Origin of the sequence: Nitrospirillum iridis (assembly GCF_014205765.1) — a bacterium.
Taxonomy (GTDB): domain Bacteria; phylum Pseudomonadota; class Alphaproteobacteria; order Azospirillales; family Azospirillaceae; genus Nitrospirillum; species Nitrospirillum iridis.
Map to the genome: position 1 here is coordinate 314,353 of NZ_JACIIZ010000003.1, position 25,604 is coordinate 339,956.

The following is a 25,604-nucleotide window of genomic DNA, read 5'->3' on the forward strand; positions in this document are numbered from 1 at the left end:
TAGTGGCCCTGACGGGCAGGGCGCCCGCGACGGGGCCCGGTAAAGAATAACGATAGGGAGAAGCCAGCGTGCGTACACGCCATGATTCCATCCGCCGACTGGTCCTGGCCGGCGTCGCCGCGATTGCCGTCAACGCGGCCGCCTATGCCGCCGACAAGCCCGTCCTCTATAAGGATTCTGCCGCCCCGGTGTCCGTCCGCGTGGACGACCTGCTGGCCCGCATGACCCTGGATGAGAAGGTGGCCCAGCTGATCGCCGTCTGGGACCACAAGCCAGCCGTTTTCGATGCGGCCATGAATTTCGATCCCGCCAAGGCCGGCGCCGTCTATCCCAATGGCCTGGGCCAGTTCACCCGGCCCAATGACGAGAAGGGCTCCGGCTCCCTGCGCGCGCAGCATTGGCGCGACACGCGGGGCACGGTCGCCATGGTGAACGCCGTCCAGCACTGGGCGGTGGAGAAGACGCGGCTGGGCATCCCCGTGCTGTTCCATGAGGAGGGCCTGCACGGCTATCCCGCCATTGGCCCCACCAGCTTCCCCCAGGCCATCGCCCAGGCCAGTTCCTGGGATCCTGATCTGGTGCGCGAGGTTGACGGCGTCGTGGCGCGGGAAATCCGGGTGCGTGGTGTCAGCCTGGTGCTGTCCCCTGTCGTGGACGTGGCGCGCGATCCTCGCTGGGGGCGCATCGAGGAGACCTTCGGCGAGGACCCCTACCTGGTGGGGGAACTGGGCGTGGCCGCCGTCCGGGGCCTGCAGGGCGACAGCCTGCCGCTGGGCGAAGGTAAGGTCTTCGCCACGCTGAAGCACCTGACGGGCCACGGCCAGCCGGAAAGCGGCACCAATGTCGGCCCAGCCTCGGTGGGGGAGCGCACCCTGCGGGAGATGTTCTTCCCACCGTTCGAACAGGTGGTGAAGCGCACAAACATCCACGCCGTCATGGCCTCGTACAATGAGATCGACGGCGTGCCCAGCCATGTGAACACGTGGCTGCTGCAGGACATTTTGCGCGGGGAATGGGGCTACAAGGGTTCCATCATCAGCGATTATTCCGCGATCGATCAGCTGGTCAGCATCCACCATGTGGTCCCCGACCTGCCCTCCGCCGCCATCCGTGCCATCACCGCCGGCGTCGATGCCGACCTGCCGGACGGCGAATCCTACGCCAGCTTGGGCGATGCCGTGCGCGCCGGCCGGGTCAAGGAGGACCTGATCGACCGCGCCGTCCGCCGCATCCTGGAACTGAAGTTCCAGGCGGGATTGTTCGAGCACCCCTACGCCGATGCCGACAAGGCCGATGCCCTGACCGCCAATGACGAGGCCCGGGCCGTGGCGCTGAAGGCGGCGCGGAAATCGGTGGTGCTGTTGAAGAACGACGGCGTGCTGCCGCTCGACGCCGCCAAGGTGAAGACGCTGGCCGTCATCGGCCCGAACGCCGCCAAGGCCCATCTGGGTGGTTATTCGGGGGAACCCAAGCGGACGGTCAGCATCCTGGATGGCATCAGGGCCAAGGTCGGATCCACGGTGAAGGTGGCCTATGCCGAGGGCGTGCGCATCACCAAGGATGATGACTGGTACGGCGACACGGTCGAATTGGCCGACCCGGCGGAGAATGCCCGGCTGATCCAGCAGGCGGTGGCGGTCGCCAAGGCCGCCGACCACATCGTCCTGGTCATCGGCGACAATGAGCAGACCAGCCGCGAGGGCTGGGCCAACAACCATTTGGGCGATCGCAGCGGCCTGGACCTGGTGGGGCAGCAGAATGACCTGGCCCGGGCCCTGTTCGCGCTGGGCAAGCCGGTGGTGGTGGTATTACAGAACGGCCGGCCGCTGTCGGTGGTGGAGGTCGCCGCCAAGTCCAACGCCCTGATCGAGGGCTGGTACCTGGGGCAGGAGGGCGGCACCGCCCTGGCCGACGTGCTGTTCGGCGACGTCAACCCGGGGGGCAAGCTGCCGGTGACCATTCCGCGTTCGGTCGGCCAATTGCCCGTGTTCTACAACAAGAAGCCCAGCGCCCGGCGCGGTTACCTGTTCGACACCACCGACCCGCTGTTCCCCTTCGGCTACGGTCTCAGCTACACCACCTTCGACGTTGCCGCCCCGCGTCTGTCCGCGACCACCATCCCGAAGGATGGCAAGGTCACGGTTGCCGTGGAGGTGAAGAACACCGGTTCCCGCGCCGGTGACGAGGTGGTTCAGCTGTACCTGCACCAGCAGGTGGCCTCCGTCACCCGGCCGGTGAAGGAGCTGAAGGGCTTCCAGCGTCTCACCCTGGCGCCGGGGGAGGCCCGCACCGTCACCTTCACCGTTGATGCCCAGGCGCTGGCGCTGTGGAACCAGGAGATGAAGCGGGTGGTGGAGCCCGGCGCGTTCGACATCATGGTGGGCGATAATTCGGTCGACCTGAAGACCGCCGTCCTGACGGTCAAGGAATGAGGGCCATGACGCGTCTCGCCCGCCGTCTTCTTATCGCCGCCGCCGCCATCGCCCTGGCCCCCCCGGCCTGGGCGCTGGGCCAAGTCCCATATATCGCGGCGGAGGCCGCACCCGGCGCCTTTCCGGTTGTCCAGGGCGGCCTCGCCGCGCCCCTGCATGTGGACGCTGAGGATTATGCCGGCGTACAGCGCGCCGCCCGTGACCTGGCGACCGACATCGGCCGTGTCACCGGCGTCACGCCCCCGCTGGCGACGGACACGGCTCCCGGCGCCGTCCCCATCCTGGTGGGCACCCTGGGCCACAGCCCCACCATCGACCGGCTGGCGGCGGCGGGGAAGATCGACGTCGGTGCCATCCAGGGCAAGTGGGAGGCCTTCCGCATCCAGGTGGTGGCCAACCCCATGCCGGGTGTGGCCAGCGCGCTGGTCATCGTCGGCAGCGACAAGCGCGGCACCATCTATGGCCTGTACGACATGTCGGAGCAGATCGGCGTGTCGCCGTGGTCGTGGTGGGCCGACGTGCCGGTGCGCCATCGCGACACCGTGTACGTGAAGCCGGGAACATACGGCGAGGATCCATCGCCGGTGAGGTACCGCGGCATCTTCCTGAATGACGAGGCGCCGGCCCTGACCGGCTGGGCCAAGGAGAAATTCGGCGGTCTGAACCATCAGTTCTATGAACACGTGTTCGAATTGATCCTGCGCCTGAAGGGCAATTACCTGTGGCCGGCCATGTGGGGCAACGCCTTCAACGAGGATGACCCGCTGAACCCCAGGATCGCGGACGAATACGGCGTGGTTATGGGCAATTCCCATCACGAGCCCATGCTGCGCTCCCAGCAGGAATGGAAACACCACGGCAGCGGCCCCTGGGACTACGCCGCGAACGGCGAGGTGCTACGCCAGTTCTGGTCGGATGGCGTGCGCCGGAACAAGGATTATGAGAGCGTCGTCACCATCGGCATGCGCGGCGATGGCGACATGCCCATGACGGGCGACGCGGCGGCGGCCAACACCGCGCTCTTGGAAAAGGTCGTGGCCGACCAGCGCCAGATCCTGGCGCGGGAGGTCAACCCCGACGTCACCCAAATCCCGCAGATCTGGGCGCTCTATAAAGAGGTGCAGGAATATTACGAAAAGGGCATGCGCGTGCCCGATGACGTGACCCTGCTGTGGTGCGATGACAACTGGGGCAACGTCCGCCGCCTGCCCACGGCGGAGGAGCGCAAGCGCCCCGGCGGCGCCGGCGTGTACTACCACTTCGACTATGTCGGCGATCCCCGAAGCTACAAGTGGATCAACACCAACCCGTTGCCCAAGATCTGGGAACAGATGAACCTGACCCTGGAATACGGGGCCGACCGGCTGTGGATCGTGAACGTGGGCGACCTGAAGCCCATGGAACTGCCCATCGAATTCTTCCTGGACTACGCCCGGAATCCCGCCCGTTGGCCCAAGGAAAAACTACCCGAGTTCACCCGCGCCTGGGCGGAGCGGGAATTCGGGGCCGAGCACGCCGCCGACATCGCCGACATCGTCACCCGCTACGGCAGGCTGATCAGCCGCCGCAAGCCGGAACTGCTGGACGCCAACACCTTCAGCCTGACCGACTACCGGGAGGCGGAGCGGGTGGTGGCCGACTATCACGACCTGGTGGCCAGGGCGGAGGCGGTCTCCAAGGCCCTGCCGGCGGATACCCGCGACGCCTTCTTCCAGCTGGTGCTGCACCCGGCCAAGGCGGCGGCGCAGGTGACGGAACTGTATGTCACCGTCGGCCGCAACCGCCTCTACGCTGATCAGGGGCGCGCCTCGGCCAATGCGGAGGCGGCCAAGGCCCGCGCCCTGTTCCAGGCGGACGCCGACCTGGCCAAGGAATACCACGCGCTGAAGGGCGGCAAGTGGAACCACATGATGGACCAGACCCACATCGGCTATACTTACTGGCAGCAGCCGCCGGTCAACTTCATGCCCGAGGTGAGGGAGCTGACCCTGCCGGCGGCGGCCAGCCTGGGTGTCGCGGTGGAGGGCAAGACCCAGGCCTGGCCCGCGCTGGCCGGCAAACCCGTGAAGGACGCCCCCATTCTACCGGACCTGGATATCGTCAACAAAACAAGTCGTTATATCGATATCTTCAACCGGGGACGGAAGCCCTTCGCCTTCGCCGCCAAGGCCAGCGCCCCCTGGATCAAGGTGAGCCAGACCACGGGCACCGTCACCCAGGAAACCCGCGTTCAGGTGTCGGTGGACTGGGCCAAGGCGCCGGCGGGATCCAGCCCGGGCAGCGTCACCGTCACGGGTGCTGGCGGGAGCGTCACCATCCATCTGCGGGCGCTGAACGCGCCGGTGCCAGCGGACGGCCAGCCGGCCTTCATCGCCGCCGATGGCTATGTGGCCATGGAGGCGGAGCATTACACCGCCAAGGCTGATGCCGGCGGGGCCGCCTGGCAGAAGATTCCGGACTATGGCCGCACCCTTTCCGGCTTGGCGCCCTTCCCGGTGACCTCGGCCAGTTTCGAGCCGGGCCAGGGGCCGCGTCTGGACTATCGTGTGTATTTGCCCCAGCCGGGACCGGTGACGGTGCGGGCCATCGTCGGCCCCACCCTGAACTTCGTGCCGGGGCGCGGCCTGCGCTACGCCGTGGCCATCGACGACGAGGCGCCACGGGTGGTGGATGTGCTGGCCCGGAACGGCATCGCCGACTGGTACAAGTCGGTGGAGGAGAACGCGCGCCTACCCATCAGCAGCCACAGCGTGGCCACCGCCGGCTATCACACCGTCCATGTCTGGATGGTGGATCCGGGGGTGGTGCTGACCAAGCTGGTGGTGGATTTGGGTGGGGTGAAACCCAGCTATCTGGGGCCGCCGGAAAGCGCCCGGTTGGCGGCGCGGTGAGGGGGAAGAAACAATGAAACGCATTGTCGCGATGATGTTGGGAGCCACCTTGGCGGCGGCGCCCGCCCTGGCCCAAACGGCATCCCCGCCCCTGCAGGTGGCGCTGACCATGGACGATTTGCCGGTGCACGGCCCCCTGCCGCCGGGCCTGACCCGGGCGGAGGTGGCGCGGCGGGTGCTGGCCGCTTTCAAGGGGGCCGGCGTCGCGGAGGTCTATGGCTTCGTCAACGCCAAGGGCCTGGCGGATGAGGGGGATGACGCCGCCCAGGTGCTGGCCCTGTGGCGCCAGGCGGGATACCCGCTGGGCAACCATGTCTATGCCCATGACGATCTGCATGGCCATGACGTGGCCGCCTTCACCGCCGCGGTGACGGCGGACGAGGCGGCGCTGAAGACCTATATGGGCGACGCGGATTGGCACTGGCTGCGCTTTCCCTATCTGCACATCGGGAAAACGCCGGAGAAGCGCCGGGCGGCGGCCGCCTTCCTGAAGGGGCAAGGCTATCGCGTGGCCGAGGTGACGCTGAGCTTCAACGACTACAACTACAACGCGCCCTATGCCCGGTGTCTGGCCCGGGGGGACACGGCCGCCATCGCCCAGTTGCGCCAGACCTATCTGGACCAGGCGGCGGAATCGCTGACCATCGGGCGACAGTTGGCCCAGTCCCTGTATGGCCGTGACGTGCGCCACGTCATGCTGCTGCACATCGGCGGGTTCGAGACGGTGATGCTGCCGGACCTGTTGTCGTTGATGAAGGCGCGGGGCGTGACCTTCGTGCCGTTGGCGGAGGCCGAGGCCGACCCGATCTACGCCACGAACCCCGACACCCCCTCCAAGGGCGAGGGCAGCCTGCTGGATCGTGAGGCGGCCGCCCGCCACGTGGCACCCCCGGCGCACAGCCCCGATCCGGCCCCATGGCTGGACGGCCTGTGCCGCTGAGCCCCTGTCGCTGAAGGAAACGCCTATGTCCGTTCGTCCATCCCTTCTGGTCCTTTTCCTGGCCGGCGCCCTGGTCGCTTCCGTCGCGCATGCCGCCGATCCGAACAGCAAATGGGTGGGCAGCTGGATGGCCTCCGCCCAGCCGGGCGATGCCAACTCCGCCCCGCCGCCGCCGGGCTTCACCGACGCCACCCTGCGCCAGGTGCTGCACCTGAGCCTGGGCGGTGACCGTCTGCGGGTGCGCCTGTCCAACGCCTTCGGCACGGCGCCGCTGGCCATTCCGGGCGCCCATGTCGCCCTGTCGGCGAAGGAGGGGGCGACGCCCAGCGCCGCCATCCGGCCAGGCACCGATCATGCCCTGACCTTCGACGGCCAGCCCTCCGTCACCATCCCGGCCGGTGGGGTCATCTGGTCCGATCCTGTGGACATGGCCGTACCCAATATGGCGGATCTGGCCGTCAGCCTGCGCCTGAAGGACGCGCCGGCCGCCCTGACCACCCACCCGGGGTCGCGCGCCACCAGCTTTATCGCGGCTGGTAACGGGCTATCGGCCCCGGACCTGCCCGGCGCCATCCCTGTCACCCACTGGTATGTGCTGACCGGGGTCGACGTGCTGGCGCCGGCCTGGGCCAACGCCGCCGTGGTGCTGGGCGACAGCATCACCGACGGGCGCGACAGCACGACGGACGGGAACGGCCGCTGGACGGACGCGCTGGCGCGCACCCTGCTCAAGGGCAGGAGCCCGGTGGCGGTGCTGAACGCCGGCATCGGTGGCAACCGCCTGCTGCTGGACGGCATCGGCCCGCGCGCGCTGGACCGGCTGGATCGCGACGTGCTGGACCAGAGCGGCGTGCGCTGGGTCGTGGTGCTGGAAGGCATCAACGATCTGGCCACCGCCCTGAAGGCGGCGGAACGGCGGGAGCCGCCGGCCACGCCGGAGGCCATCATCGGGGCCTATCGCCAGATCATAGAACGCGCCCATGCGCGCGGGCTGCTGGTCTATGGCGCCACCATCCTGCCCTGCCAGGGCATAGACTATTGCGCGCCGGCGCTGGAACCCAACCGCCAGGCGTTGAACACCTGGATCCGTGGTTCCGGCGCCTTCGACGCCGTCATCGATCTGGACCGCACGCTGCAGGACCCGGAGCATCCCGACCGGTTGTTGCCGGCGGCGGACGGCGGCGATCATCTGCACCCGGGGGACACCGGCTATCGCCTGATGGCGGAGGGGGTCGATCTGGTGCTGTTCGCGCGGTAGTGCCTTACGGCGTGCTGGGCGGGATCTTCGCCAGGATGCCGGAGCGGAAGGGGGCGGGCCGCTCGCCGCGCATCAGCACGCCGGTATCGCTGGCGGCATATTGGGCCGCCAGGTCCAGGGCGGCGGCGGCGGTTTCCGGCGTCGGCGCCTTGTCGCAGAACAGGTAGCTGGGCTTGCCCGGGCCCGACAGGGCCACGGTGCAGGCGCGGTCGCAGCCGCTCATGCACTCCACCCCGTTAAGGGCCACCTGGTGCCGCTCCGGCCAGTCGGCATGCAGGGCGGCCACCGCCTCGAACAACAGGCGCCCGTCGCGCACCGCGTCGGGTGGCGCGCCCTTGGGCCGGCAGGTGACGCAGATATGCAGGGTATGGGTGGGGGGAGACGGGGGTTGCTCGCTCACCGGGACTTCCTTCAGGCCTGAACGCGGGCGACTATGGGCCAGGCGGGGCGGCGGGCGTCAAGGGGTATGGCGCGTACCCGTCACAGGCGGACGTGCCGTCGCCCGCTATAACACGGCTTCCCTTCGATCCCAGGACCCGGCCTCATGCCCATCCAGCCTGTCGAGCTTTCCACCATTCGTGCCCGCCAGATCTGGCTGTCGGCCCAGCGCCTGCTGGAACCGGCCCCCTTCGGCGCCGGGCCGCAGGCCGTGGCGCAGGCGACCGACCATCTGGGCTATGTCCAGATCGACACCATCAACGTCATCGAGCGCAGCCACCACCACATCCTGTACACCCGCATCCCCGAGTATGCGCGGGCGGATTTGGCAGGGGCGCAGTCGGCGGACAAGTCCGTCTTTGAATACTGGGCGCATGCCCTGGCCTACATCCCCACGGCCGACTATCGCTATTTCGCGCCGGACATGCGGCGCCTCCGCGAGGACCCGCCGCCCCACTACGCCGCCATTGACCGGCGGGACTACGCCGCCCTGCTGCGCCGCATCCAGGAGGAAGGGCCGCTGTCCATCCGCGATATCGAGGATGAGGTGCTGGTGGAGAAGGAGCATCTGTGGGCCAGCCGCAAGCCCTCCAAGCGTCTGCTGAACTTCGGCTTTTACAATGGGGACCTGACCATCGCCGCCCGCACCGGCATGCTGAAGGCCTATGAACTGACCGACCGGCATTTCGGCTGGGAGCGGCGACCCCGGCCGGCGACGGAGGGGCAGGTGGCCGAGTACCTGCTGCGCCGCGCGCTGCGTTGCCAGGGCGTGGTCAGCCTGGACTCCGTCTGTTACGGCAACCTGGGCATGAAGGCCCCGGTGGCCGCCCTGATTGACAAAGCGGTGCGCGCCCGCCGGCTGGTGCCGGTGCGCCTTGAGGGCGCGGACAAGGTGGCGCATTGGGCCGAGCCCGCAATGCTGGAGGGAGCGGGCCAACCGGTGCCGGCCGACCTAGTCCACATCCTGTCGCCCTTCGACCCGCTGGTCATCCAGCGCAAGCGGCTGGAGATGATCTTCGGCTACCAGCACCGGTTCGAGGCTTATGTGCCGGCGGCCAAGCGGGTGCTGGGCTATTTCGCCCTGCCGGTGCTGGTGGGGGATGAGATCGTGGCCGCCCTGGATCTCAAGACCGACCGCCGGGGCGGCCGGCTGCTGGTGCAGCGCTGGACCTGGATGGCGCCGGAGCGGCCGGCGTTGACGGCCGCCATCGAGGAAGCGCTGGGACGATTCCAGCGCTTCCAGTTGGCGGTGGAGCCCTCAATCCTGTCGGCTTGAGGGCAGGGTTTCCAGCAGGGGCCGGGCCAGGTGCAGGATCTGATAGGCCACGGCGGTGGGGGACAGGCCGGTGGGCTCCTCCGCCGTCAGGCGCAGGCGGGTCAATGTCCAGGTCTGCGCGTCCACGCCCACGACGGCGGCGATGATGTCGGGACGCTCCGCCATCTCGCGGTTAAGCGCGATCTCGTCGGCGAACAGGCGCGCCAGGGGAGTGTCGATGCCGATGGGCGTGTTCTCCACCACGGCGAAGCGGGCGCCACGACCGGGCCCCTTGCGCGCGTCCAGCGCCACGCGGGTGTCGATATCCGCCCGGCCGAAGCTGTCGGTGACGGTCTTGTAGTGGCCCTGGACCAGGAAATCGCGGAAGGCCGCATCCTGCCGCCACAGGTAGAGCGCGGAATAGGCGGGGGCGATGGCGCCCAGGCGCCCCGGCTCGCGCAACAGGAACCCCTTGAAATAGAGCTCGGGCACGGCGGCCCAGCGGTCGGCGCCGGCGGCGGCCCGTCGGCGTAGGATGTCCAGGTCGTAATCCGCGGTCAGGCGGTGGCTGTAGTGCGCTATCAGCATGGTGCTTTCCTTTCCCGAAAGGGCGATGTCGGGAGGATAGCGGCCAAACAGTGATTGCATAATCGACTGAATGACTATTTCAGAGATTTACATTTGAAATGGTCAGGGTGTGTCGGCCGTCCGCCGCAGGAACTCGGCCAGGGCCCGCACCGGCGCCGGGGTGTAGCGCTGCTTCGGGTAGTAGAGATACCAGCCGGGGAAGGGGGGCGAGTAATCCCGCAGCAGCGGCACCAGCGCACCCTGTTCGATGAGCGGCCGCATCCATCGGTCCGACCAATAGGCGAAGGCGATGCCCACGCCTTGGGCGGCGGCGGCCAGGGCGGTGTCGCGGTGGGACACCACCAGCGGACCGTCCACCGCCACGGCGAACCAGCGGCCGTCGGCCTGGAATTCCCAGTTGTACAGCTTGCCGCTGCCCGGTTTGCGCCAGTTGATGCAGCGATGGCCGTGCAGATCGGCCGGGGTTCGCGGCTGGCCGTGGCGGGCGATGTAGTCGGGGGAAGCCACGGCCACTTGGTGCAGGTCGGGACCCAATTTCACCGCCACCATGTCCTTGGCCAGCAGTTCGCCCAGGGTGATGCCCACATCGAACCCTGCCTGCACGATATCCACCACCGCATCGTCGATGGCCAGTTCCAGGACGATATCGGGATAGGCTTCGTGAAAGCGGCCCAGCACCGGCTCCACCAGCGTGGCCGCCGCCAGGCGGGGCAGGTGCAGGCGCACGGTGCCGGCGGGTGTGGCGCGCCGGCTGCTGACGTCCTGCACCGCCGCCTCCATCTGCTCCATCGCCGGTTTGAAGGCCGACAGCAGGCGGGTACCGGCCTCGGTCAGGGCGGTGCTGCGGGTGGTGCGATTGAACAGGCTGACACCCAGCCGCTCCTCCAGGTCGCGGATGGTCTGGCTGAGGGCGGAGGGCGTCACCCGCAGCTGCGCCGCCGCGCGGGAGAAGTTGCCATGCTCCGCGATCATGGCGAAGGCCCGCAGGTCGGCGAACTCATGGCCGCGCATTATGCCTCCAAATCTAACAAGCGCATCCGATTTATGTAGCATAGTTCGCGGCGCGGGCCGGTGGCTAAATCCGGGGCACGGCAAGCAAGGAACCCGCCCGATGACCCAACCCAAGATTTTCCTCATCACCGGCGTCAGCAGCGGCTTCGGCCGTGCTTTCGCGCAAGCCGCCCTGGCGGCCGGCCACATCGTGGTCGGCACGGTGCGCACCGAGGTCGCGCGGCAGGCTTTCGCGGATCTGCATCCGGGCCGCAGCCTCCCCCTGTTGCTGGACGTGACCGACACCGATGCCATCGAACCGGCGGTGGTGTCGGTGGAGCGCGACATCGGCCCCATCGCCGTGCTGGTCAACAACGCCGGCTACGGCCACGAAGGCATCCTGGAAGAATCGCCGCTGGCGGAGATGCGCCAGCAGTTCGAGGTCAACGTCTTCGGCGTGGTGGCGGTGATCAAGGCGGTGCTGCCCTTCATGCGCCAGCGCCGGGCGGGGCACATCGTCAACATCACCTCCATGGGCGGCTTCATTACCCTGCCGGGCTTGGCCTATTACTGCGGCAGCAAGTTCGCCTTGGAAGGCGTGACCGAGGTGCTGGCCAAGGAGGTGCGGGATTTCGGCATACGGGTGACGGCGGTGGCGCCCGGGTCCTTCCGCACCGACTGGGCCGGCCGCTCCATGGTGCGGGCCGGTCGCAGCATCAGTGACTATGATCGTCTGTTCGATCCCGTGCGCCAGGCGCGCGAGGAGAAGAGCGGCCGTCAGGCCGGCGATCCCGCCAAGGCGGCGCAGGCCCTGCTCACCCTGATCGAGGCGGAGGCACCGCCCGTGCACCTCTTGTTGGGCACCGACGCCCTAGGCCTGGTGCGCGACAAGCTGGCGACGTTGGAGGCTGAAATCGCGGCGTGGGAGGAGTTGACCCGTTCGACGGATTTCACTTAGGCGCAGCTGTCCTCGCCCGACGCGGTCTCTGGGAACAGGGCCGCCAGGGTGGCCAGAGCCACGGTTGCCGCCGCGCCCAAGGCGAGGAAGGCGGCGCGATAGCCGAAATGGTCGACGATGGCGCCGGCGAACAGGCCGCTGACGGCGGCACCCACGCCCTGGACGGTGGCGATGACGCCCAGCGCCAGATTATAGCGGCCGGTGCCGCGCATCAGGTCTGCCGCCACCAGCGGCGTCAGGGCGCCGTGAATGCCAGCCCCCACCCCGTCGAGCAGTTGCACCGCCACCAGCCAGGCGCTGTCGTCGGACAGGGTGTACAGCACGGCCCGGATGGGAAGGATGGCGAAGCCCACCAGCAGCAGGGGCTTGCGTCCCCAGCGGTCCGCCCGCCAGCCGCTGACCAGCGCCACAGGCAGCATGACCAGTTGGGCCGCGATGATGCAGGCGGACATCAGCGCGGTCGCCCATGCGGGGTTGGCGGTCGCCAGCTTCTGTCCCACCAGGGGCAGAAGCGGGGCGTTGGCGAAGTGGAACAGCAGGGCGCAGAAGCTGAATATCATCAGCGGGCGGCAGGCGATGACCGTGCGCCAGGCCGGCAGGGGGCCAGCCGTGGCCCCATCGGCCCCGCTGGCCCGTCGGTGATCGATGGCACGTCCCGGAATGGACAGGACGGCCGCGATCGCCAGGACGGCGAACAGCGGGCCCAGCAGAAACACCGACCGCTGGCCATAGAGGCGTCCGACGGCGCCGGCGAGCAGGGCCACGAAGACGTTGCCGGCATGGTCCCATGCGGCGTTGCGGCCCATGCGGGCGGCCAATTGGCGGTGCGCGAACAGGCCCAGGGTCAGTGCCGCCACGGCCGGGCCGAAGACATCGCCGACGGCGGCCAGGATGCTATTGGCCACCAGCACCGGCCAGAAATCCGGCCAAGCGTAGATGACGCCCGTCCCGATCGCCAGGACGACAAGGGCCGCCACCATGACGGCGCGCTTGGCCGCCGTGGCGTCGATGGCGGCCCCGGCGGGCGTCTGCGCCGCGATGCCGATCAGGCCGCTCACCATGGTCATGGCCCCCACCGCCGACTGGCTCCAGCCCTGCTGCGTGACCAGGAAGACGTTCAGGAATGGCCCCAGGGCGCCGCGCACGTCGGCCAGCAGGAAGTTGATGGCGTCCAGCGAGGCGGGGTGGAAACGGCGGCGTGCGGATTCAGTCATGGCGGTCCAGGCATGAGGCGGACCAACGATTTGGGGGCGGGCAGGAGGGCCGACCATCCGATCTTCGGCTATGCCGGGGCTAGGCCGCGCACGGCGGACGGACTAACCCGGCGATTCACGGCCGGAGGATGATCACCAGATAGGTGCAGGGCCGTTCCCCTCGGTTCTCGAACACGCAATCGGCCGGCGGGCCCAACTCCAGGCTGTCGCCGGCGGCCAGGTGGTGGACGGTGTCGCCTTCGGTGAAGGTCAGCGTGCCCGTCAGTCCATGGATGAGGTGGCGGGTGAAGGCGTAGGCCGAGGCGGGGAAGGGCACGCGGGCACCCGCCGGCAGGTCGATGTGCACCATCTCCAGGGGCAGGTCGGATCCCGGGGGCGGCGCCACCTGACGGCGGACATAGCCGGTGGCGGGATCGCGCCAGCTGCGCTGCGCGGCGGCGCGCAGCAGGCGGCTACGTCCATCATCCTCCGCCCGGGCCAGCAGGGCCGACAGCGTCAGGCCGAAGGCGCCGGACAGTCGGCCGAGGAGGGAGGCGGTGGGGCTGCTTTCCGCCCGCTCCACCTTGTTGATCATGGCGCGGGACACGCCGGCCCGGTCCGACAGGTCGGTCAGCGACCAGCCCCGGGCCTCCCGCTCCACCCGGATGCGGGCGCCCAGCCGCGCGTCCAGTTCATCGCCGTTTCCCGACATCGCTCTCAAAGTCCCCTTGCCGATGCCGAAATCGTATCACATAGTGGACGAGATGAAACTATAGTGAATGTTCCGCCGCCATGACGCCGCCCGCCAGCTTCAGCATCCGCCACGCCACGCCGGACGATCTGGAGGGCATCCGCGTCATCTATAACCACGCGGTGGTACACACCACGGCCATCTGGAACGATGTGCAGGTGGATCTGGAGAACCGCCGCCAATGGTATGAGGCGCGCATGGCCCGGGGATTCCCGGTGCTGGTGGCCATCCTGGACAACGCGGTGGTGGGCTATGCCGCCTATGGCGACTGGCGGGCCTTCGACGGCTTCCGCCACTCCGTGGAGAATTCGGTCTATGTGGCGCCCGGCGTGCAGGGGCGCGGCATTGGGGAGGCGCTGTTGCGCGCCCTGGTGGCCTGCGCCCATGAGCGCGGTATCCACCGCATGATCGCTGCCATCGCCAGCGAGAACGCCATTTCCATCGCCCTGCACGCCAAGGTGGGCTTCCGCACGGCGGGCGTCTTTTCCGAGGCCGGCACCAAGTTCGGCCGTTGGCTGGACCTGACCTTCATGGAACTGGCCGTCGGCCAGGGCAAGCCGGCCTGAGGATGACGGGCGGGGGCTGGCGCGTCGCCGGCCCCCGCCTAAACCATTAACTCATCGTCGGGATGACGAAGCTGGCGCCTTCCTTGGTGCCGGAGGGCCAGCGCGTGGTGACCGTCTTGGTCTTGGTGTAGAAGCGCACGCTGTCCGGCCCATGCTGGTTCAGGTCACCGAAGCCGGAGCGCTTCCAGCCGCCGAAGGTGTGATAGGCCAGCGGTACCGGGATGGGCACGTTCACGCCCACCATGCCCACGTTCACCCGGCTGGTGAAGTCGCGGGCGGTGTCGCCGTCGCGGGTGAAGATGGCCACACCGTTGCCATAGGCATGCTCGTTGGGCAGGCGCAGCGCCTGCTCATACCCCTCAGCCCGCACGATGGACAGCACCGGCCCGAAGATCTCGTCCTGGTATATCTTCATGGTCGGCGTCACCTGGTCGAACAGGCTGCCGCCGATGAAATAGCCGTTCTCATGGCCCTGCATCCTGAAGCCGCGACCGTCCACCAGCAGCTTGGCGCCCTCCTTGACGCCGGTGTCGATATAGCCCTTCACCCGTTCCAGCGCCTCGCGCGTCACCAGGGGGCCGTAGTCCGCACCCTCATCCGTGGACAGCCCGACACGCAGGGATTCCACGCGCGGCACCAGCCGTTCCACCAGGGCGTCGGCGGTGGCCTGGCCCACCGGCACCGCGACCGAGATGGCCATGCAGCGTTCCCCCGCCGAGCCGTAGCCGGCGCCGATCAGCGCGTCCACCGCCTGGTCCAGGTCGGCATCGGGCATGATGATCATGTGGTTCTTGGCGCCGCCGAAGCACTGGGCGCGCTTACCATGCTCCGCCGCCGTGGCGTAGATGTAGTTGGCGATGCTGCTGGACCCCACGAAGCCCACGGCCTGGATGCGCGGGTCGGTCAGCAGCGTGTCCACCGCCACCTTGTCGCCGTTCACCACGTTGAAGATGCCCTCGGGCAGGCCCGCCTCCAGGAACAGTTCCGCCAGGCGCAGGGGCACGGACGGGTCGCGTTCCGACGGCTTCAGCACGAAGGCGTTGCCGCAGGCGATGGCGGGGGCGGCCTTCCACAGCGGGATCATGGCCGGGAAGTTGAAGGGGGTGATGCCGGCCACCACGCCCAGCGGCTGGCGCATGGAATAGATGTCGATGCCGGGGCCGGCGCTGTCGGTGTATTCACCCTTCAGCAGATGGGGGATGCCGATGGCGAATTCCGCCACTTCCAGCCCGCGCTGGATGTCGCCCTTGGCATCGGGGATGGTCTTGCCGTGTTCGGACGACAGCAGGCGGGCCAGGCTGTTCATCTCCCGGTTCACCAGTTCCACGAACTTCATCAGCACGCGGGCGCGGCGCTGCGGGTTGGTGGCGGCCCAGGCCGGCTGGGCGGCCGCGGCGGCGGCGATGGCGGCTTCCACCTCACCTTGAGTGGCCAGCGGCACCTTGGCCTGCACCTCGCCGGTGTTGGGGTCGAACACGTCGCCAAAACGGCCTGATGTGCCGGCGACGTGGCGGCCACCGATGAAATGCGTCAGTTCCCGGGCCATGGGCCATCCTCCTGCTGTTGTTTCGCGGAAGTTAAGCATTCATATTCCCGCACGTACAGGGCGCATATTCGCGTTCTGCTGTGCGGGAATTCCCATATGGAAAGCTCTTTTGACTGGGACGCCCTGCAATCCTTCCTGGCGGTGGTGCGCGCGGGCCGGCTGACGGCGGCGGCCCGGCGCCTGGGCGTGGACCATTCCACCCTCAGCCGCCGCATCGCTGATCTGGAGCGCACGCTGCAGACCCAGCTGTTCACCCGCAGCGTCCAGGGCTACGCCCTGACGCCGCAGGGGGAAAAGCTGCTGGCCTCGGCGCAGGCCATGGAATCCGTGGCGCTGGGCATTTTGGGGGAGGTGGCGGGCTCCAGCCTCAAGGTGGCGGGCACGGTGCGTATCGGCGCGCCCGATGGCTTCGCCACCGTGTTCCTGGCCCCCCGCCTGGGCGACCTGAATGCCGCCCACCCTGACCTGGCGGTCGAATTGGTGACCACGCCGCGGCTGTTCAACCTGACCAAGCGCGAGGCCGACATCGCCATCGGCCTGGCCCCGCCGCGCGAAGGGCGGCTGCACGCCCGCAAGCTGACGGATTATCAATTGGGCTTGTACGCGTCGCCGGCGTACCTGGACCGGCGGGGCATGCCCCAGCGCCGGGCCGATCTGCGCGACCATCGCCTGATCGGCTATGTCGGGGAACTGATCTACGCGCCGGAGCTGGATTACATCCCCCTGATCGAAAAGGATCTAGTGCCCAGCATCACCAGTTCAACCCTGATGGCACAGTACCACATGACCCTGGCGGGGCAGGGCCTGTGCGTCCTGCCCTGCTTCATGGCGGGGCTGGAACCACGGTTGTGCCGGGTGCTGCCAGACGCCGTGTCGCTCACCCGGTCCTTCTGGCTGATCGTCCATTCCGATCTGCGGGCGTTGGCCCGGGTGCGCATCACGTCCGACTTCATTGTCGAGGCGGTGAGGGCGGCGCGCGGCCTGTTCATGCCAGGGGGCTGAGGCGTCCCACCCCAGAGCCCAGGCATCCAAGGGAATCAGCAGGGGCCACCGCTATCGATGGTCCCTGTCGCCGATTTTAGAGCCATTCCGGCTTTCATTGAATCGCCGGGCTGGATCGCCGGAATGACTCTAAACTTCTATTCCGACGCGCGAAGAAGGGTTCAGACGCTTCCATATGAACCGATCAGGACACTAGCGGGCCGTCTCCTGCAACAGGATCGCCAGTTTGCTGTAGTCTTCACGCAAGGCCGATAACTGCTCTTCCAGTTCAGCCTTGGCCCGCCGAAGCTGGCCCACTGTGGCGACATCGCTTACATCCGTACCATCCGCCACATAGACGATCCGGCGGCGGAACGCGCCGTAGATGCTGGCGTCGCCGCCGACCGAAACGGTGAACGGTGTGGACGCCTGCGATCCAGAACCCAAGGCGACGGCGCTGGGCGCATACGCACCGGCATGAAAGCCGATGGTGACCGCGTCGCTGGCGGGTGTGCCGGTATGGGTGGACGTGACAGAGGTCGCCATCCAGCCAATGGCGATGGAGTGGTCACCATTGGCGACGGCTTTGTCACCGATGGCGATGGCGCGACCATCGGATGCGAAAGCGGCGGATTCAGAGCCGATGGCAATCGAACCGGCACCTTCCGCCCGGGCAAATTCGTTGGCGTGGGGTACGACCTTGATGAAATCGTCGGTGAGCGTGGCCATGGGGGAAACTCCTGGGCGGGTTTGGGGGAAGCCAAGCAACAGCCTGCGGCGCAGGATGGCCGGCGTTTGAGTTTATTGATAGTGTCACTATAAATACACCTATTAAGTGTTTTTCTATATGCAAACAAGCGAAAAAATGACACAAAACCATAAATAACAACCTAAAGATTTACCGCGCTCGATGATTGGGAGCCTCAGCCCATAAGGGGCGCGTTGCCCCAACCCCGGAATGGTTCGGAACCAAACCCCGTGGCCAGACTTGATAGCGCACCCGGGATCTGCCGGAGGGCGCCCCGGTCAAACGAGATCGTCTGATCCGCACAGGAGGAAAACCATGGGTTTGTTCAGCAAAGACATCGAGTCGATGGACGACTTGTTCGTCCATCAACTGAAGGACATCTACTACGCGGAAAAGCGTATCCTGAAGGCGCTGCCCGGCATGGTCGACAAGGCGACCAACCTGGAACTGAAGCAAGCCTTCGCCACCCACCAGCGGGAGACCGAAGGGCAGATCCAGCGCCTGGAGCAGGTGTTTCAGCTGCATGGCGTGGAAGCGGAGGGGGCGAAGTGCCCCGCCATCGATGGCATCATCGATGAGGCCGACGACGTGGCCGGCGATGTGGACGACAAGCAGGTGCTGGACGCCGCCCTGGTGGCCGCCGCCCAGGCGGTGGAGCATTACGAGATTTCCCGCTACGGTACCCTGGTCGCCTGGGCCCAGCTGCTCGGTCGTGACGACTGCGCCGAATTGCTGGCGCAGAACCTGGCCGAGGAAAAGGCCACGGATGAGAAACTGACCCTGCTCGCCCGCTCCCGCATCAACGTGCTGGCGGCGTGATGTCCAGGGCACCTTCCCCGGGCGGCGCCTGTCGTCGGGGGAAGGTGCCTCATCCCACCAGGAACGGCCGCGCCACGGCCAGAAAGTCCGTCAGCTTGTCATGATGGGGCCAGTGGCCGGCCTCCGGGATCACCGCCGTCCGGGCGTCGGGAAACAGGGCAGCGGCCCCGTTGGTCCCCGGATCCTCGACCCAGCTGTTGGCGCCGTTGATCAGCAAGGTGGGGCAGGTCACGGCCGACCACAGGGCCTTCAACTCCTCCAGGCTGATGCGGAAGGGGTGGGAGGTGCGGATGTAATTGTCGAACTTCCAGCTATAGGTGCTGTCCTCGTTCTGGTGCAGGCCGTGGACCGTCAGATGGCGTGCCTGTTCAGTGGTGAGGAAATTGTTCTCCGCCTGCATGCGGGCCACCGCCTCCTCCAGCGTCAGGTATTTGCGGGGCCCCCGGGCCGATAGCTCGTGCACCTTGTCGACCCAGGACCGGAAGCGCTCGGGCAGGGGCTTCTGCTCCCGTAACTCCTGCCAGGGCCAAGTGCCCTCCACCACGACCAGGCGCTCCACCAGTTCGGGGTACAGGCTGGCCAGGAACAGGGCCGCCGCCCCGCCATAGGAATGGCCCATCACCACCACCTTACGGCCGGCGCGCTGGCGCAGCAGCTGCACCAGATCGGCCACCACCTCCGCGAGGGTGTAGGAGCCGCCCAGCGACCAGGCGGAATCGCCGTGGCCGCGCAAATCCGGCGCCAGGATGTGGAAGTCGCCCGCCAGTTCCTGCGCCACCCAATCCCAGCTGCGGCAATGGTCGCGGCCGCCATGGACCAGCAACAGGGTGGGCTTGTCCTCGCGCGCCCATTGCGCATAGTGCAGGCGCAGGCGGTCGGCGAAATAGAAACGTGAAACGGGCCCGTTCATGGCATCATCCCTGTAATGTTTCGGAGGCGGAATGATCAACCGTCTCCTCTTATCGTTGCTCAGTCACGCGCGGCGATGGACTCCCGCTCCACCTCCGGTGACACCCAGTCCAGGATCAGCCGGTTCTGCCGTCGCGCCAGCAGAACGGCCATCTCCGGGTCCCGGGCCAGGATCGCGTCCACCATGCGCAGGCGGCCCGTGCGCCAGTGGGCGCAGCGGTCGGGATGGCCCTGGAAAACCCGCAGGTTGGCGTCGCGCTGGCCGAATTCGAACAGGGTGCGATGGAACAGCTCCAGCGCCGGGTTCCCCGCCATGCGCATGAGGATGGCGTACAGCGCCACCTCGTCCCGCACCACGTCGGCGGCCAGATAAGTCACGTCCAGCGTGTCGGCCAGATGCTGGCGGAACTCCGCCAGGTCGCCGCGCGCGCCGGCCAGATCGGTGCAGGCGGCCAGCCGCGCCGCCTCGACATTCACCAGCTGGAACGCGTCCAGCACGTCGCGCACCGTCGTCTGGCGCAGGCGCAGATAGAGGGCGGCGGCCTGGGTGACGGCGCCGATGTCCGGCCGCCGGCCGTAATAGCCGCCCCCGTTGCCCCGGCGGACGACCAGAAGCTGCTCCTGTTCCAGGATGCGGGCCGTCTGGCGCAGGGTCGGGCGGCTCAGGCCATAGCGGGCCAGCAGCTCTTCTTCCGATCCCAGGGGGGCGCCGTCGGGCAGGGCCAGGATCTCGTCGCGCATCCGCCGGGCCGCCTGGGCTGGCGCGCCGCCGCGGAGCGGCACGGTCTCGCGCGTCTTTGCAGTCTGGGTGGTCACGATCGCTTGGTTCACAGGTACCGGTTTGGGGCCGTGGGGCCCGCCCATCACGCCGGATCATTTCAGGATTGCCTGAAACAGGCAACCTTTCGGGCTATCGGCCACCCGGGTTCGGCGCGCGGCGTGGGCGGTTTACAAAATTTGCAACCATCCTTCTCAGCCTTCACCCCCTTTTCCTAGTCAGGCCGGACGGATCGCTGAATACTGAACAAACTGTCGATTCCGCCCGGGGCCAAAGGCCCTGGAGGGCGAAGACTTCACGAGAGGGCAACCCCCATGTCCGAGTTCGCGTACGAGAACATTCTGGTCGAGGTGAGGGGCCCCGTGGGCCTGATCCGCCTGAACCGTCCCAAGGCGCTGAACGCCTTGTCAGACGGCCTGGTCACCGACCTGGAGGATGCGCTGAACCGGCTGGAGGATGATGCCGCCATCGGCGCCATCGTGGTGACGGGAAGTGAGAGGGCGTTCGCGGCCGGGGCCGACATCAAGGAGATGCAGTCCAAGACCTACATGGATGCCTATCTGGGCGACTTCATCACCAAGAAATGGGGCCGGCTGGCCACCTGCCGCAAGCCGACGATCGCGGCGGTGGCCGGCTATGCCCTGGGCGGTGGCTGCGAACTGGCCATGATGGCCGACATCCTGCTGGCGGCCGATACGGCCAAGTTCGGCCAGCCGGAAATCACCATCGGCACCATTCCCGGCGCCGGTGGCACCCAGCGCCTGACCCGCGCCATCGGCAAGGCCAAGGCCATGGAATTGGTGCTGACCGGCCGCATGATGGACGCGGCGGAGGCGGAGCGGGCGGGCCTGGTGGCGCGCATCGTGCCCGCGGCGGAGTTGGTGGAAGAGGCCGTGCGGGTGGCGGAAAAGATCTGTGGCTACTCCCGCCCCGTGACCATGATGGCGAAGGAAGCGGTGGGACGGGCGTACGAGATGACGCTGACCGAAGGCCTGCTGTTGGAGCGGCGCTTGTTCCATTCCACCTTCGCCCTTGAGGATCAGAAGGAAGGCATGGGCGCGTTCGTCGAAAAGCGCCCGCCCCAATTCAAGGGCAAGTGACAAGGGCAAGCGAGGGGACAGGCATTGGTGGACTGAGGGCGGCGCGGTACGGGAGACGGCGACAAAACCAGGGAGGATCGCGGCGTGGTGGCGACGGACGGACATTCCGGCGTGCCCATGGCCAGCCAGCGCATGGCGGCCATCCTGTTCGCCCTTGTCGATGCCCTGCGTCCCTGCCGCATCTATCTGCTGGCGCCATTTCCCCCGTGCGCGGACAGCGCCGTCGGCCACTTCCTGATCGTCATCGACGACGAGGCGCCGACGCCCTGCTGGGACGCCAACCTGGCGCTGTCCACCCTGGGCCGGCTGGGGGTGGCGGCGGCGGTCTCGGTCCAGTGCATGGGCGATTTCCGGAGCACCCTGCAGGTGGAGGGCACCATCGCCCAGCGCATGGTGGAGGAAGGCGAACTGCTGTTCGCGGCCCGGTCACCGCCGGCGCCATCACGTCAGCAGTTCCAAAACGTTGTGCGTCGTTCTTGATAGACAAGGTGAGAGCATGCGTAGCGTCGCGAAAACGGTGGGACCCGCGCGGTCCTGGGATGAGGAAAGCCTGGCGCGTCTGGTCGCCATGAACGCCGACGGCCACGGTGATCGCGAGATCGCCCTGGCGCTGGGCCGGACCGTGGCGTCGGTCCAGCACAAGCGGCACCTGTTGCGCCTCAGCACCCCGGTCGATCACCGCCGGGGCCGGCGCCTGCGCGCCGATGGCGGGGCCGAGGGCGCCCTGGCCGACATCGGCTGACCGGCGCGCCGGTTCCCCAAAATCAGAAGGGCGAGGCCGCCGCGCGGCGGCCCATGATCCGTCCCTCGTGTCCCCCTTGGTGATCCGAACGACGCCCCGAGGCGATCAAAGGCCGATCTTCGATCTGATCCGGCCGCTAGGCTGCTTTGAAAATCCGCCGTTACACCTGGGGCGAAAAATGAATGACCGTATCCGACCGGTTGATCGGTTAGGCTGCCGGCTTGGGGACACGAGGGCTTGAGATCATGACGTTCACGATAGACCGCACTTCCAATCCGACCGATGACGCCACGCGGGCCCGCATCCTGGAGAACCCCGGTTTCGGCAAGGTATTCACCGATCACATGGTGACCATCCGGTGGACCGAGGGCCAGGGTTGGCACGACGCCAAGGTCACCGCCCGGGCGCCGTTCTCCCTCGACCCGGCCGCCGCCGTCCTGCACTACGCCCAGGAAATCTTCGAGGGCATGAAGGCCTATCGTGCGGCCGATGGCGGCGTGACGCTGTTCCGGCCCCAGGCCAACGCCCAGCGTTTCCGGGACTCGGCCGAGCGCCTGGCCATGCCCCTGATTTCGCAGGAACTGTTCCTGGAGGCGGTGGAACAGCTGGTGCGCATCGATGAGGCCTGGGTCCCCGGTGGCGAGGGCAGCCTGTACCTGCGCCCCTTCATGTTCGCCAACGAGGCCTTCCTGGGCGTTCGCCCGGCCTCCGAATACATCTTCTGTGTCATCGCCTGCCCGGTGGGCGCCTACTTCAAGGGCGGGGCCAAGGCCATCACCATCTGGGCGCCGGAGAACTACACCCGCGCCGCCCCGGGCGGCACCGGTGCGGCCAAGTGCGGCGGCAACTACGCGGCCAGCCTGATCGCCCAGCTGGAGGCCAGCAAGCACGGCTGTGACCAGGTGGTGTTCCTGGACGCGGCCGAGCATCGCTGGATCGAGGAATTGGGCGGCATGAACGTCTTCTTCGTGCGCGATGACGGCAGCCTCCTGACCCCGCCGCTCAGCGGCACCATCCTGCCCGGCATCACCCGCGACAGCATCATCCAGCTGGCCCGCAGCCTGGGCCGCACGGTGGTGGAGCAGCCCTATTCCCTGGCGCAGTGGAAAGAGGACGCGGCCACCGGCCGGGTGCGGGAGGCCTTCGCCTGCGGCACCGCCGCTGTGTTGGCCCCGATCGGCACCGTGCGCACCGCCGAGGGCGATTTCGTCATCGGCAACGGCGAGGGGGGCGCCACCACCGCCGATCTGCGCGAGCAACTGGTGGGCATGCAGCGCGGCAGCCTGGCCCCGTTGGTGGACGACTGGGTGCGCCGCGTCCTGTAAATCGGGCGCGCCCGAGACGTTTTGAGAAGGGGGATGGCGGGCGACCGGCGTCCCCTTTCCTTTAGGCCCTTTCCTTTAGGCGCTGACCCGATGGCGGACGCCCTTCTTCGCCGGTTCCGGCGTCGTCTGGCCGGGCAGGCGCAGGGCCACCGACCGGGCCACCTCCTCCGCATGGATCAGCACCTGGGGCAGGCCCATCAGTTCCCCGAAGGTGGCGCGGGCCAGCGGGCCCGCCACCCATAGCGTCTCATCCGGCATGCCGCGAACGTCGATGACCCGGCTTTGCCCGTCCACGGCGATGCCGAGGCCCAGCGCGTCGGGGCGCAGCCGCCCGGCCGTCACCAGGGGGGCAAGGGCGGGCACGGCGTCGATCAGGTGGTCGTGCGCCGGCCCGGTGGCCACCACCACCGCATCCACGGTGCGGGTCAGCGCCGGGCCGCCCCGGCGGGGGCGCAGGGTGGCGTGCACGCCATTGGCATCGGCCCGGATATCGGCCAGGCTGGCCGCCAGGATCGCCAGTTGCCCCCGCGCCTCCAGCTCGTGGATCGTCGCCTCCGGCTGGGGGGCGATGCGGTAGCGATGCGCGTCCCAGAAGGGGCGCAGGTGGCGCAGCAGCGTGCGCTGCTGGGCCAGGGGCAGGGCCTGCCAGACCGCGCGAGCGTCACGGCGCACGGCATCCAGCACCGCCTGCCAGACCTTGCCCTCCGCTTCGGCCGACGCCACCGTGGCGCGGACGCGGCGCAGCAGGGCCAACGCCGTGGTCGCCGGCCGGCTGGCGAAGTCGCCCACCAGTTCCGTGGCGTCCAGGGCATGGCCCCGGGGCGTCAGGCCACGGCGGGAAAAGACGGTGATCGGCCCCTTGTGCCCGGCGGCGCTTAGCGTCGCCAGGATGTCGGCCATGGTCAGGCCAGACCCCATCACCAGGACACGCGCCTCCGGCGCCAACGCATCCAGGGCGCCGGGCGCCCAGGGATTGGCGATCAGGCGCGGATCATCACCCAGGGCGTGGAGCAGGGCCGGGGGCGGGCTGGGGGGCGGGTGGCTGGTGGCGATGATGACCCTGTCGGCCACCAGGCGGGCGCCGTTGTCCAACGCCACGGCATAGCCGAAGGATTGGCCCGGCGGCGCATCGCGGGGGATGGGGGTGATGGAGGTCGCCCGCCGCTGCACATGGCGGATGTGGGCGGGACCGTCGGCCGCCGCCTGCTCCCGCAGCAGCCCGTCGAGATAGCGCCCGAACTCCAGCCGGCTGGAGAAGATATGCCCACCCTTGACCAACGCTTGCGGATCCATGGCCAGTACCCCCGACCGGCGCAGCCAGCGGTCGAAATGGCCCATGTCGGCGGAAAAGGCGCTCATGCGCGCCGCCGGCACGTTGATGCGGTGCTGGGGATCGGGGGTGGAATAGGCGACGCCGCCGCCCAGCAGCGGGCGCGGCTCCACGATGTCGATATCCACGGGGACGGTGGCGCCCCGGGCCAGATGCAGGGCGGCGATGGCCCCACTGAATCCGCCGCCCAGGATGACGACGCGGGGGGCGGCACGGGTGTGGAGGGCGTCGCCCAGGGACATGGGAAACCCGATCAAGTGATACCGGTTACAGGGCGGCGGCGGTCAGGCTATCGGGGGCCAGAGTGTCAGGGGCCAGCGATTGGTTCAAGGCGGCACGTAGCCGCCGTTTGTGAACTTCGAAATTATGGGCGTCGCGGTCGCGTGGGCGTGACATCGCCACCGCCTGGATGTCGTCCACCCGGCCAGGCCGGGGGCGTAGCGTGACCACCCGGTCCGCCAGCACCAGCGCCTCCTCGATGTCGTGCGTCACCAGCACCAGGGTGGGGCGGTCGAAGGCCCACAACTCCAGCAGATGATCCTGCAAGGCGGTACGGGTCAGGGCGTCCAGGGCGGAGAACGGCTCATCCAGCAGCAGCACCTGGGGCCGGGTGACCAGCGCCCGGGCCAGGGCGGCACGCTGCGCCTGGCCGCCCGACAGTTCGCGCGGCCAGGCCTGGGCATAGACTGATAGCCCCACCCGCTCCAGCGCCAGGGCCACGCGGGTCGCCCGTTCACCGGCCGGAAGGGACGCCAAGCCGAACCCCACATTGTCGGCGACGCTCAGCCAGGGCAGCAGCCGGGGTTCCTGGAACACCAGGCCCACCGCCGGGTGGGGGCCCGCCACCAGGTCGCCGCCCACGCGCACGCCACCGGCGCTGGGCGTCTCCAGCCCGGCGATCAGCCGCAGCAGGGTGCTCTTGCCGCAGCCGGAGCCGCCGACGATGGCGAGGATCTCGCCCGCCGGCACGGTCAGGTCGATGCCGCCCAACGCCCGCAGGCCGTTGGGGTAGGTCTTGGCCAGGCCTGCGATTTCCAGCGCCACGCTCATAAGCGACCCCCTGGCA

General features: G+C 68.2%; 24 protein-coding genes. 13 read left to right on the forward strand and 11 right to left on the reverse strand.

Annotated features, from left to right (window positions below; genetic code table 11):
* The first annotated feature begins 68 nt into the window (after positions 1 to 68).
* Genes FHS74_RS06655 through FHS74_RS06670 form a run of 4 tightly spaced genes read left to right on the forward strand, consistent with a single transcriptional unit; the run spans position 69 to position 7,521 of the window.
* Positions 69 to 2,432, forward strand: a complete 2,364-nt coding sequence (locus tag FHS74_RS06655; protein WP_343066868.1) for a glycoside hydrolase family 3 N-terminal domain-containing protein — start codon at positions 69 to 71, stop codon at positions 2,430 to 2,432.
* 5 nt (positions 2,433 to 2,437) lie between these two features.
* Positions 2,438 to 5,323: a glycosyl hydrolase 115 family protein gene (locus tag FHS74_RS06660; RefSeq protein ID WP_184798732.1), complete on the forward strand. Its 2,886-nt coding sequence runs from the start codon at positions 2,438 to 2,440 to the stop codon at positions 5,321 to 5,323.
* 13 nt (positions 5,324 to 5,336) lie between these two features.
* Positions 5,337 to 6,263 carry a polysaccharide deacetylase family protein gene (locus tag FHS74_RS06665; RefSeq protein ID WP_184798734.1) on the forward strand — a complete coding sequence of 309 codons (927 nt, stop codon included), beginning with the start codon at positions 5,337 to 5,339 and terminating at the stop codon, positions 6,261 to 6,263.
* A 25-nt stretch (positions 6,264 to 6,288) separates the two neighbouring features.
* Positions 6,289 to 7,521, forward strand: coding sequence for an SGNH/GDSL hydrolase family protein (locus FHS74_RS06670; protein WP_184798736.1), 1,233 nt, complete (start codon positions 6,289 to 6,291; stop codon positions 7,519 to 7,521).
* 4 nt (positions 7,522 to 7,525) lie between these two features.
* Here the strand turns inward: FHS74_RS06670 and FHS74_RS06675 are convergent, their stop codons facing one another.
* Positions 7,526 to 7,921: a DUF1636 family protein gene (locus FHS74_RS06675; RefSeq protein ID WP_184798738.1), complete on the reverse strand. Its 396-nt coding sequence runs from the start codon at positions 7,919 to 7,921 to the stop codon at positions 7,526 to 7,528.
* A gap of 144 nt (positions 7,922 to 8,065) precedes the next feature.
* On the opposite strand from FHS74_RS06675, the gene FHS74_RS06680 reads away from it, so the two are divergent.
* A complete protein-coding gene (locus tag FHS74_RS06680) occupies positions 8,066 to 9,235 on the forward strand; it encodes a winged helix-turn-helix domain-containing protein (protein WP_184798740.1) in 1,170 nt (389 codons plus the stop codon).
* Here the strand turns inward: FHS74_RS06680 and FHS74_RS06685 are convergent.
* Both FHS74_RS06685 and FHS74_RS06690 read right to left on the reverse strand, forming a co-directional pair.
* Positions 9,218 to 9,802 (reverse strand): DUF4865 family protein, encoded by a 585-nt coding sequence (locus FHS74_RS06685; protein WP_184798741.1) that lies wholly within the window; start codon positions 9,800 to 9,802, stop codon positions 9,218 to 9,220. The genes FHS74_RS06680 and FHS74_RS06685 overlap by 18 nt on opposite strands.
* A gap of 102 nt (positions 9,803 to 9,904) precedes the next feature.
* Positions 9,905 to 10,813 (reverse strand): LysR family transcriptional regulator, encoded by a 909-nt coding sequence (locus FHS74_RS06690; RefSeq protein WP_184798743.1) that lies wholly within the window; start codon positions 10,811 to 10,813, stop codon positions 9,905 to 9,907.
* 100 nt (positions 10,814 to 10,913) lie between these two features.
* On the opposite strand from FHS74_RS06690, the gene FHS74_RS06695 reads away from it, so the two are divergent.
* Positions 10,914 to 11,750, forward strand: a complete 837-nt coding sequence (locus FHS74_RS06695) for an oxidoreductase (protein WP_184798745.1) — start codon at positions 10,914 to 10,916, stop codon at positions 11,748 to 11,750.
* Here FHS74_RS06695 and FHS74_RS06700 read toward each other — a convergent pair.
* Both FHS74_RS06700 and FHS74_RS06705 read right to left on the reverse strand, forming a co-directional pair.
* Positions 11,747 to 12,964, reverse strand: a complete 1,218-nt coding sequence (locus tag FHS74_RS06700; RefSeq protein ID WP_184798747.1) for an MFS transporter — start codon at positions 12,962 to 12,964, stop codon at positions 11,747 to 11,749. The two genes, FHS74_RS06695 and FHS74_RS06700, sit on opposite strands and share 4 nt — an antisense overlap.
* A 115-nt stretch (positions 12,965 to 13,079) precedes the next feature.
* Positions 13,080 to 13,655 carry a helix-turn-helix domain-containing protein gene (locus FHS74_RS06705; protein WP_184798749.1) on the reverse strand — a complete coding sequence of 192 codons (576 nt, stop codon included), beginning with the start codon at positions 13,653 to 13,655 and terminating at the stop codon, positions 13,080 to 13,082.
* 80 nt (positions 13,656 to 13,735) lie between these two features.
* Here FHS74_RS06705 and FHS74_RS06710 point away from each other — a divergent pair, with 80 nt between their 5' ends.
* Entirely contained in the window at positions 13,736 to 14,260 is a 525-nt protein-coding gene (locus FHS74_RS06710; RefSeq protein ID WP_184798751.1) for a GNAT family N-acetyltransferase, read from the forward strand.
* A 46-nt stretch (positions 14,261 to 14,306) separates the two neighbouring features.
* Here FHS74_RS06710 and FHS74_RS06715 read toward each other — a convergent pair whose 3' ends face one another.
* Positions 14,307 to 15,806: a CoA-acylating methylmalonate-semialdehyde dehydrogenase gene (locus FHS74_RS06715; protein ID WP_184798753.1), complete on the reverse strand. Its 1,500-nt coding sequence runs from the start codon at positions 15,804 to 15,806 to the stop codon at positions 14,307 to 14,309.
* A gap of 96 nt (positions 15,807 to 15,902) precedes the next feature.
* On the opposite strand from FHS74_RS06715, the gene FHS74_RS06720 reads away from it, so the two are divergent.
* The gene (locus FHS74_RS06720; protein ID WP_184798755.1) at positions 15,903 to 16,808 is read left to right on the forward strand and encodes a LysR family transcriptional regulator; all 906 of its coding nucleotides are present in this window, start codon (positions 15,903 to 15,905) and stop codon (positions 16,806 to 16,808) included.
* 192 nt (positions 16,809 to 17,000) lie between these two features.
* Here FHS74_RS06720 and FHS74_RS06725 read toward each other — a convergent pair whose 3' ends face one another.
* A complete protein-coding gene (locus tag FHS74_RS06725) occupies positions 17,001 to 17,516 on the reverse strand; it encodes a hypothetical protein (RefSeq protein ID WP_184798757.1) in 516 nt (171 codons plus the stop codon).
* Between the two features lie 334 nt (positions 17,517 to 17,850).
* Here FHS74_RS06725 and FHS74_RS06730 point away from each other — a divergent pair, with 334 nt between their 5' ends.
* Positions 17,851 to 18,354 carry a YciE/YciF ferroxidase family protein gene (locus FHS74_RS06730; protein ID WP_184798759.1) on the forward strand — a complete coding sequence of 168 codons (504 nt, stop codon included), beginning with the start codon at positions 17,851 to 17,853 and terminating at the stop codon, positions 18,352 to 18,354.
* Positions 18,355 to 18,403: 49 nt separating this feature from the next.
* Here FHS74_RS06730 and FHS74_RS06735 read toward each other — a convergent pair whose 3' ends face one another.
* Both FHS74_RS06735 and FHS74_RS06740 read right to left on the reverse strand, forming a co-directional pair.
* Positions 18,404 to 19,264 (reverse strand): alpha/beta fold hydrolase, encoded by an 861-nt coding sequence (locus FHS74_RS06735; protein ID WP_184798761.1) that lies wholly within the window; start codon positions 19,262 to 19,264, stop codon positions 18,404 to 18,406.
* Positions 19,265 to 19,323: 59 nt separating this feature from the next.
* Positions 19,324 to 20,079 carry a GntR family transcriptional regulator gene (locus tag FHS74_RS06740; protein WP_184798763.1) on the reverse strand — a complete coding sequence of 252 codons (756 nt, stop codon included), beginning with the start codon at positions 20,077 to 20,079 and terminating at the stop codon, positions 19,324 to 19,326.
* 276 nt (positions 20,080 to 20,355) lie between these two features.
* Here FHS74_RS06740 and FHS74_RS06745 point away from each other — a divergent pair, with 276 nt between their 5' ends.
* The 4 genes from FHS74_RS06745 (at position 20,356) to FHS74_RS06760 (ending at position 23,208) form a co-directional block, all read left to right on the forward strand.
* Complete coding sequence (locus FHS74_RS06745; RefSeq protein WP_184798765.1) at positions 20,356 to 21,141, forward strand: enoyl-CoA hydratase; 786 nt, start codon at positions 20,356 to 20,358, stop codon at positions 21,139 to 21,141.
* A gap of 87 nt (positions 21,142 to 21,228) precedes the next feature.
* Positions 21,229 to 21,621: a hypothetical protein gene (locus tag FHS74_RS06750; RefSeq protein WP_184798767.1), complete on the forward strand. Its 393-nt coding sequence runs from the start codon at positions 21,229 to 21,231 to the stop codon at positions 21,619 to 21,621.
* A 16-nt stretch (positions 21,622 to 21,637) separates the two neighbouring features.
* Positions 21,638 to 21,883 carry a hypothetical protein gene (locus FHS74_RS06755; RefSeq protein ID WP_184798769.1) on the forward strand — a complete coding sequence of 82 codons (246 nt, stop codon included), beginning with the start codon at positions 21,638 to 21,640 and terminating at the stop codon, positions 21,881 to 21,883.
* A 245-nt stretch (positions 21,884 to 22,128) separates the two neighbouring features.
* On the forward strand, positions 22,129 to 23,208 hold the full coding sequence (locus tag FHS74_RS06760; RefSeq protein WP_184798771.1) for a branched-chain amino acid aminotransferase: 1,080 nt from the start codon (positions 22,129 to 22,131) through the stop codon (positions 23,206 to 23,208).
* A gap of 75 nt (positions 23,209 to 23,283) precedes the next feature.
* Here the strand turns inward: FHS74_RS06760 and FHS74_RS06765 are convergent, their stop codons facing one another.
* Both FHS74_RS06765 and FHS74_RS06770 read right to left on the reverse strand, forming a co-directional pair.
* Positions 23,284 to 24,780 carry an FAD/NAD(P)-binding protein gene (locus FHS74_RS06765; protein ID WP_184798773.1) on the reverse strand — a complete coding sequence of 499 codons (1,497 nt, stop codon included), beginning with the start codon at positions 24,778 to 24,780 and terminating at the stop codon, positions 23,284 to 23,286.
* A gap of 25 nt (positions 24,781 to 24,805) precedes the next feature.
* Positions 24,806 to 25,588 carry an ABC transporter ATP-binding protein gene (locus FHS74_RS06770; protein WP_184798775.1) on the reverse strand — a complete coding sequence of 261 codons (783 nt, stop codon included), beginning with the start codon at positions 25,586 to 25,588 and terminating at the stop codon, positions 24,806 to 24,808.
* Between the last annotated feature and the right edge of the window lie 16 nt (positions 25,589 to 25,604).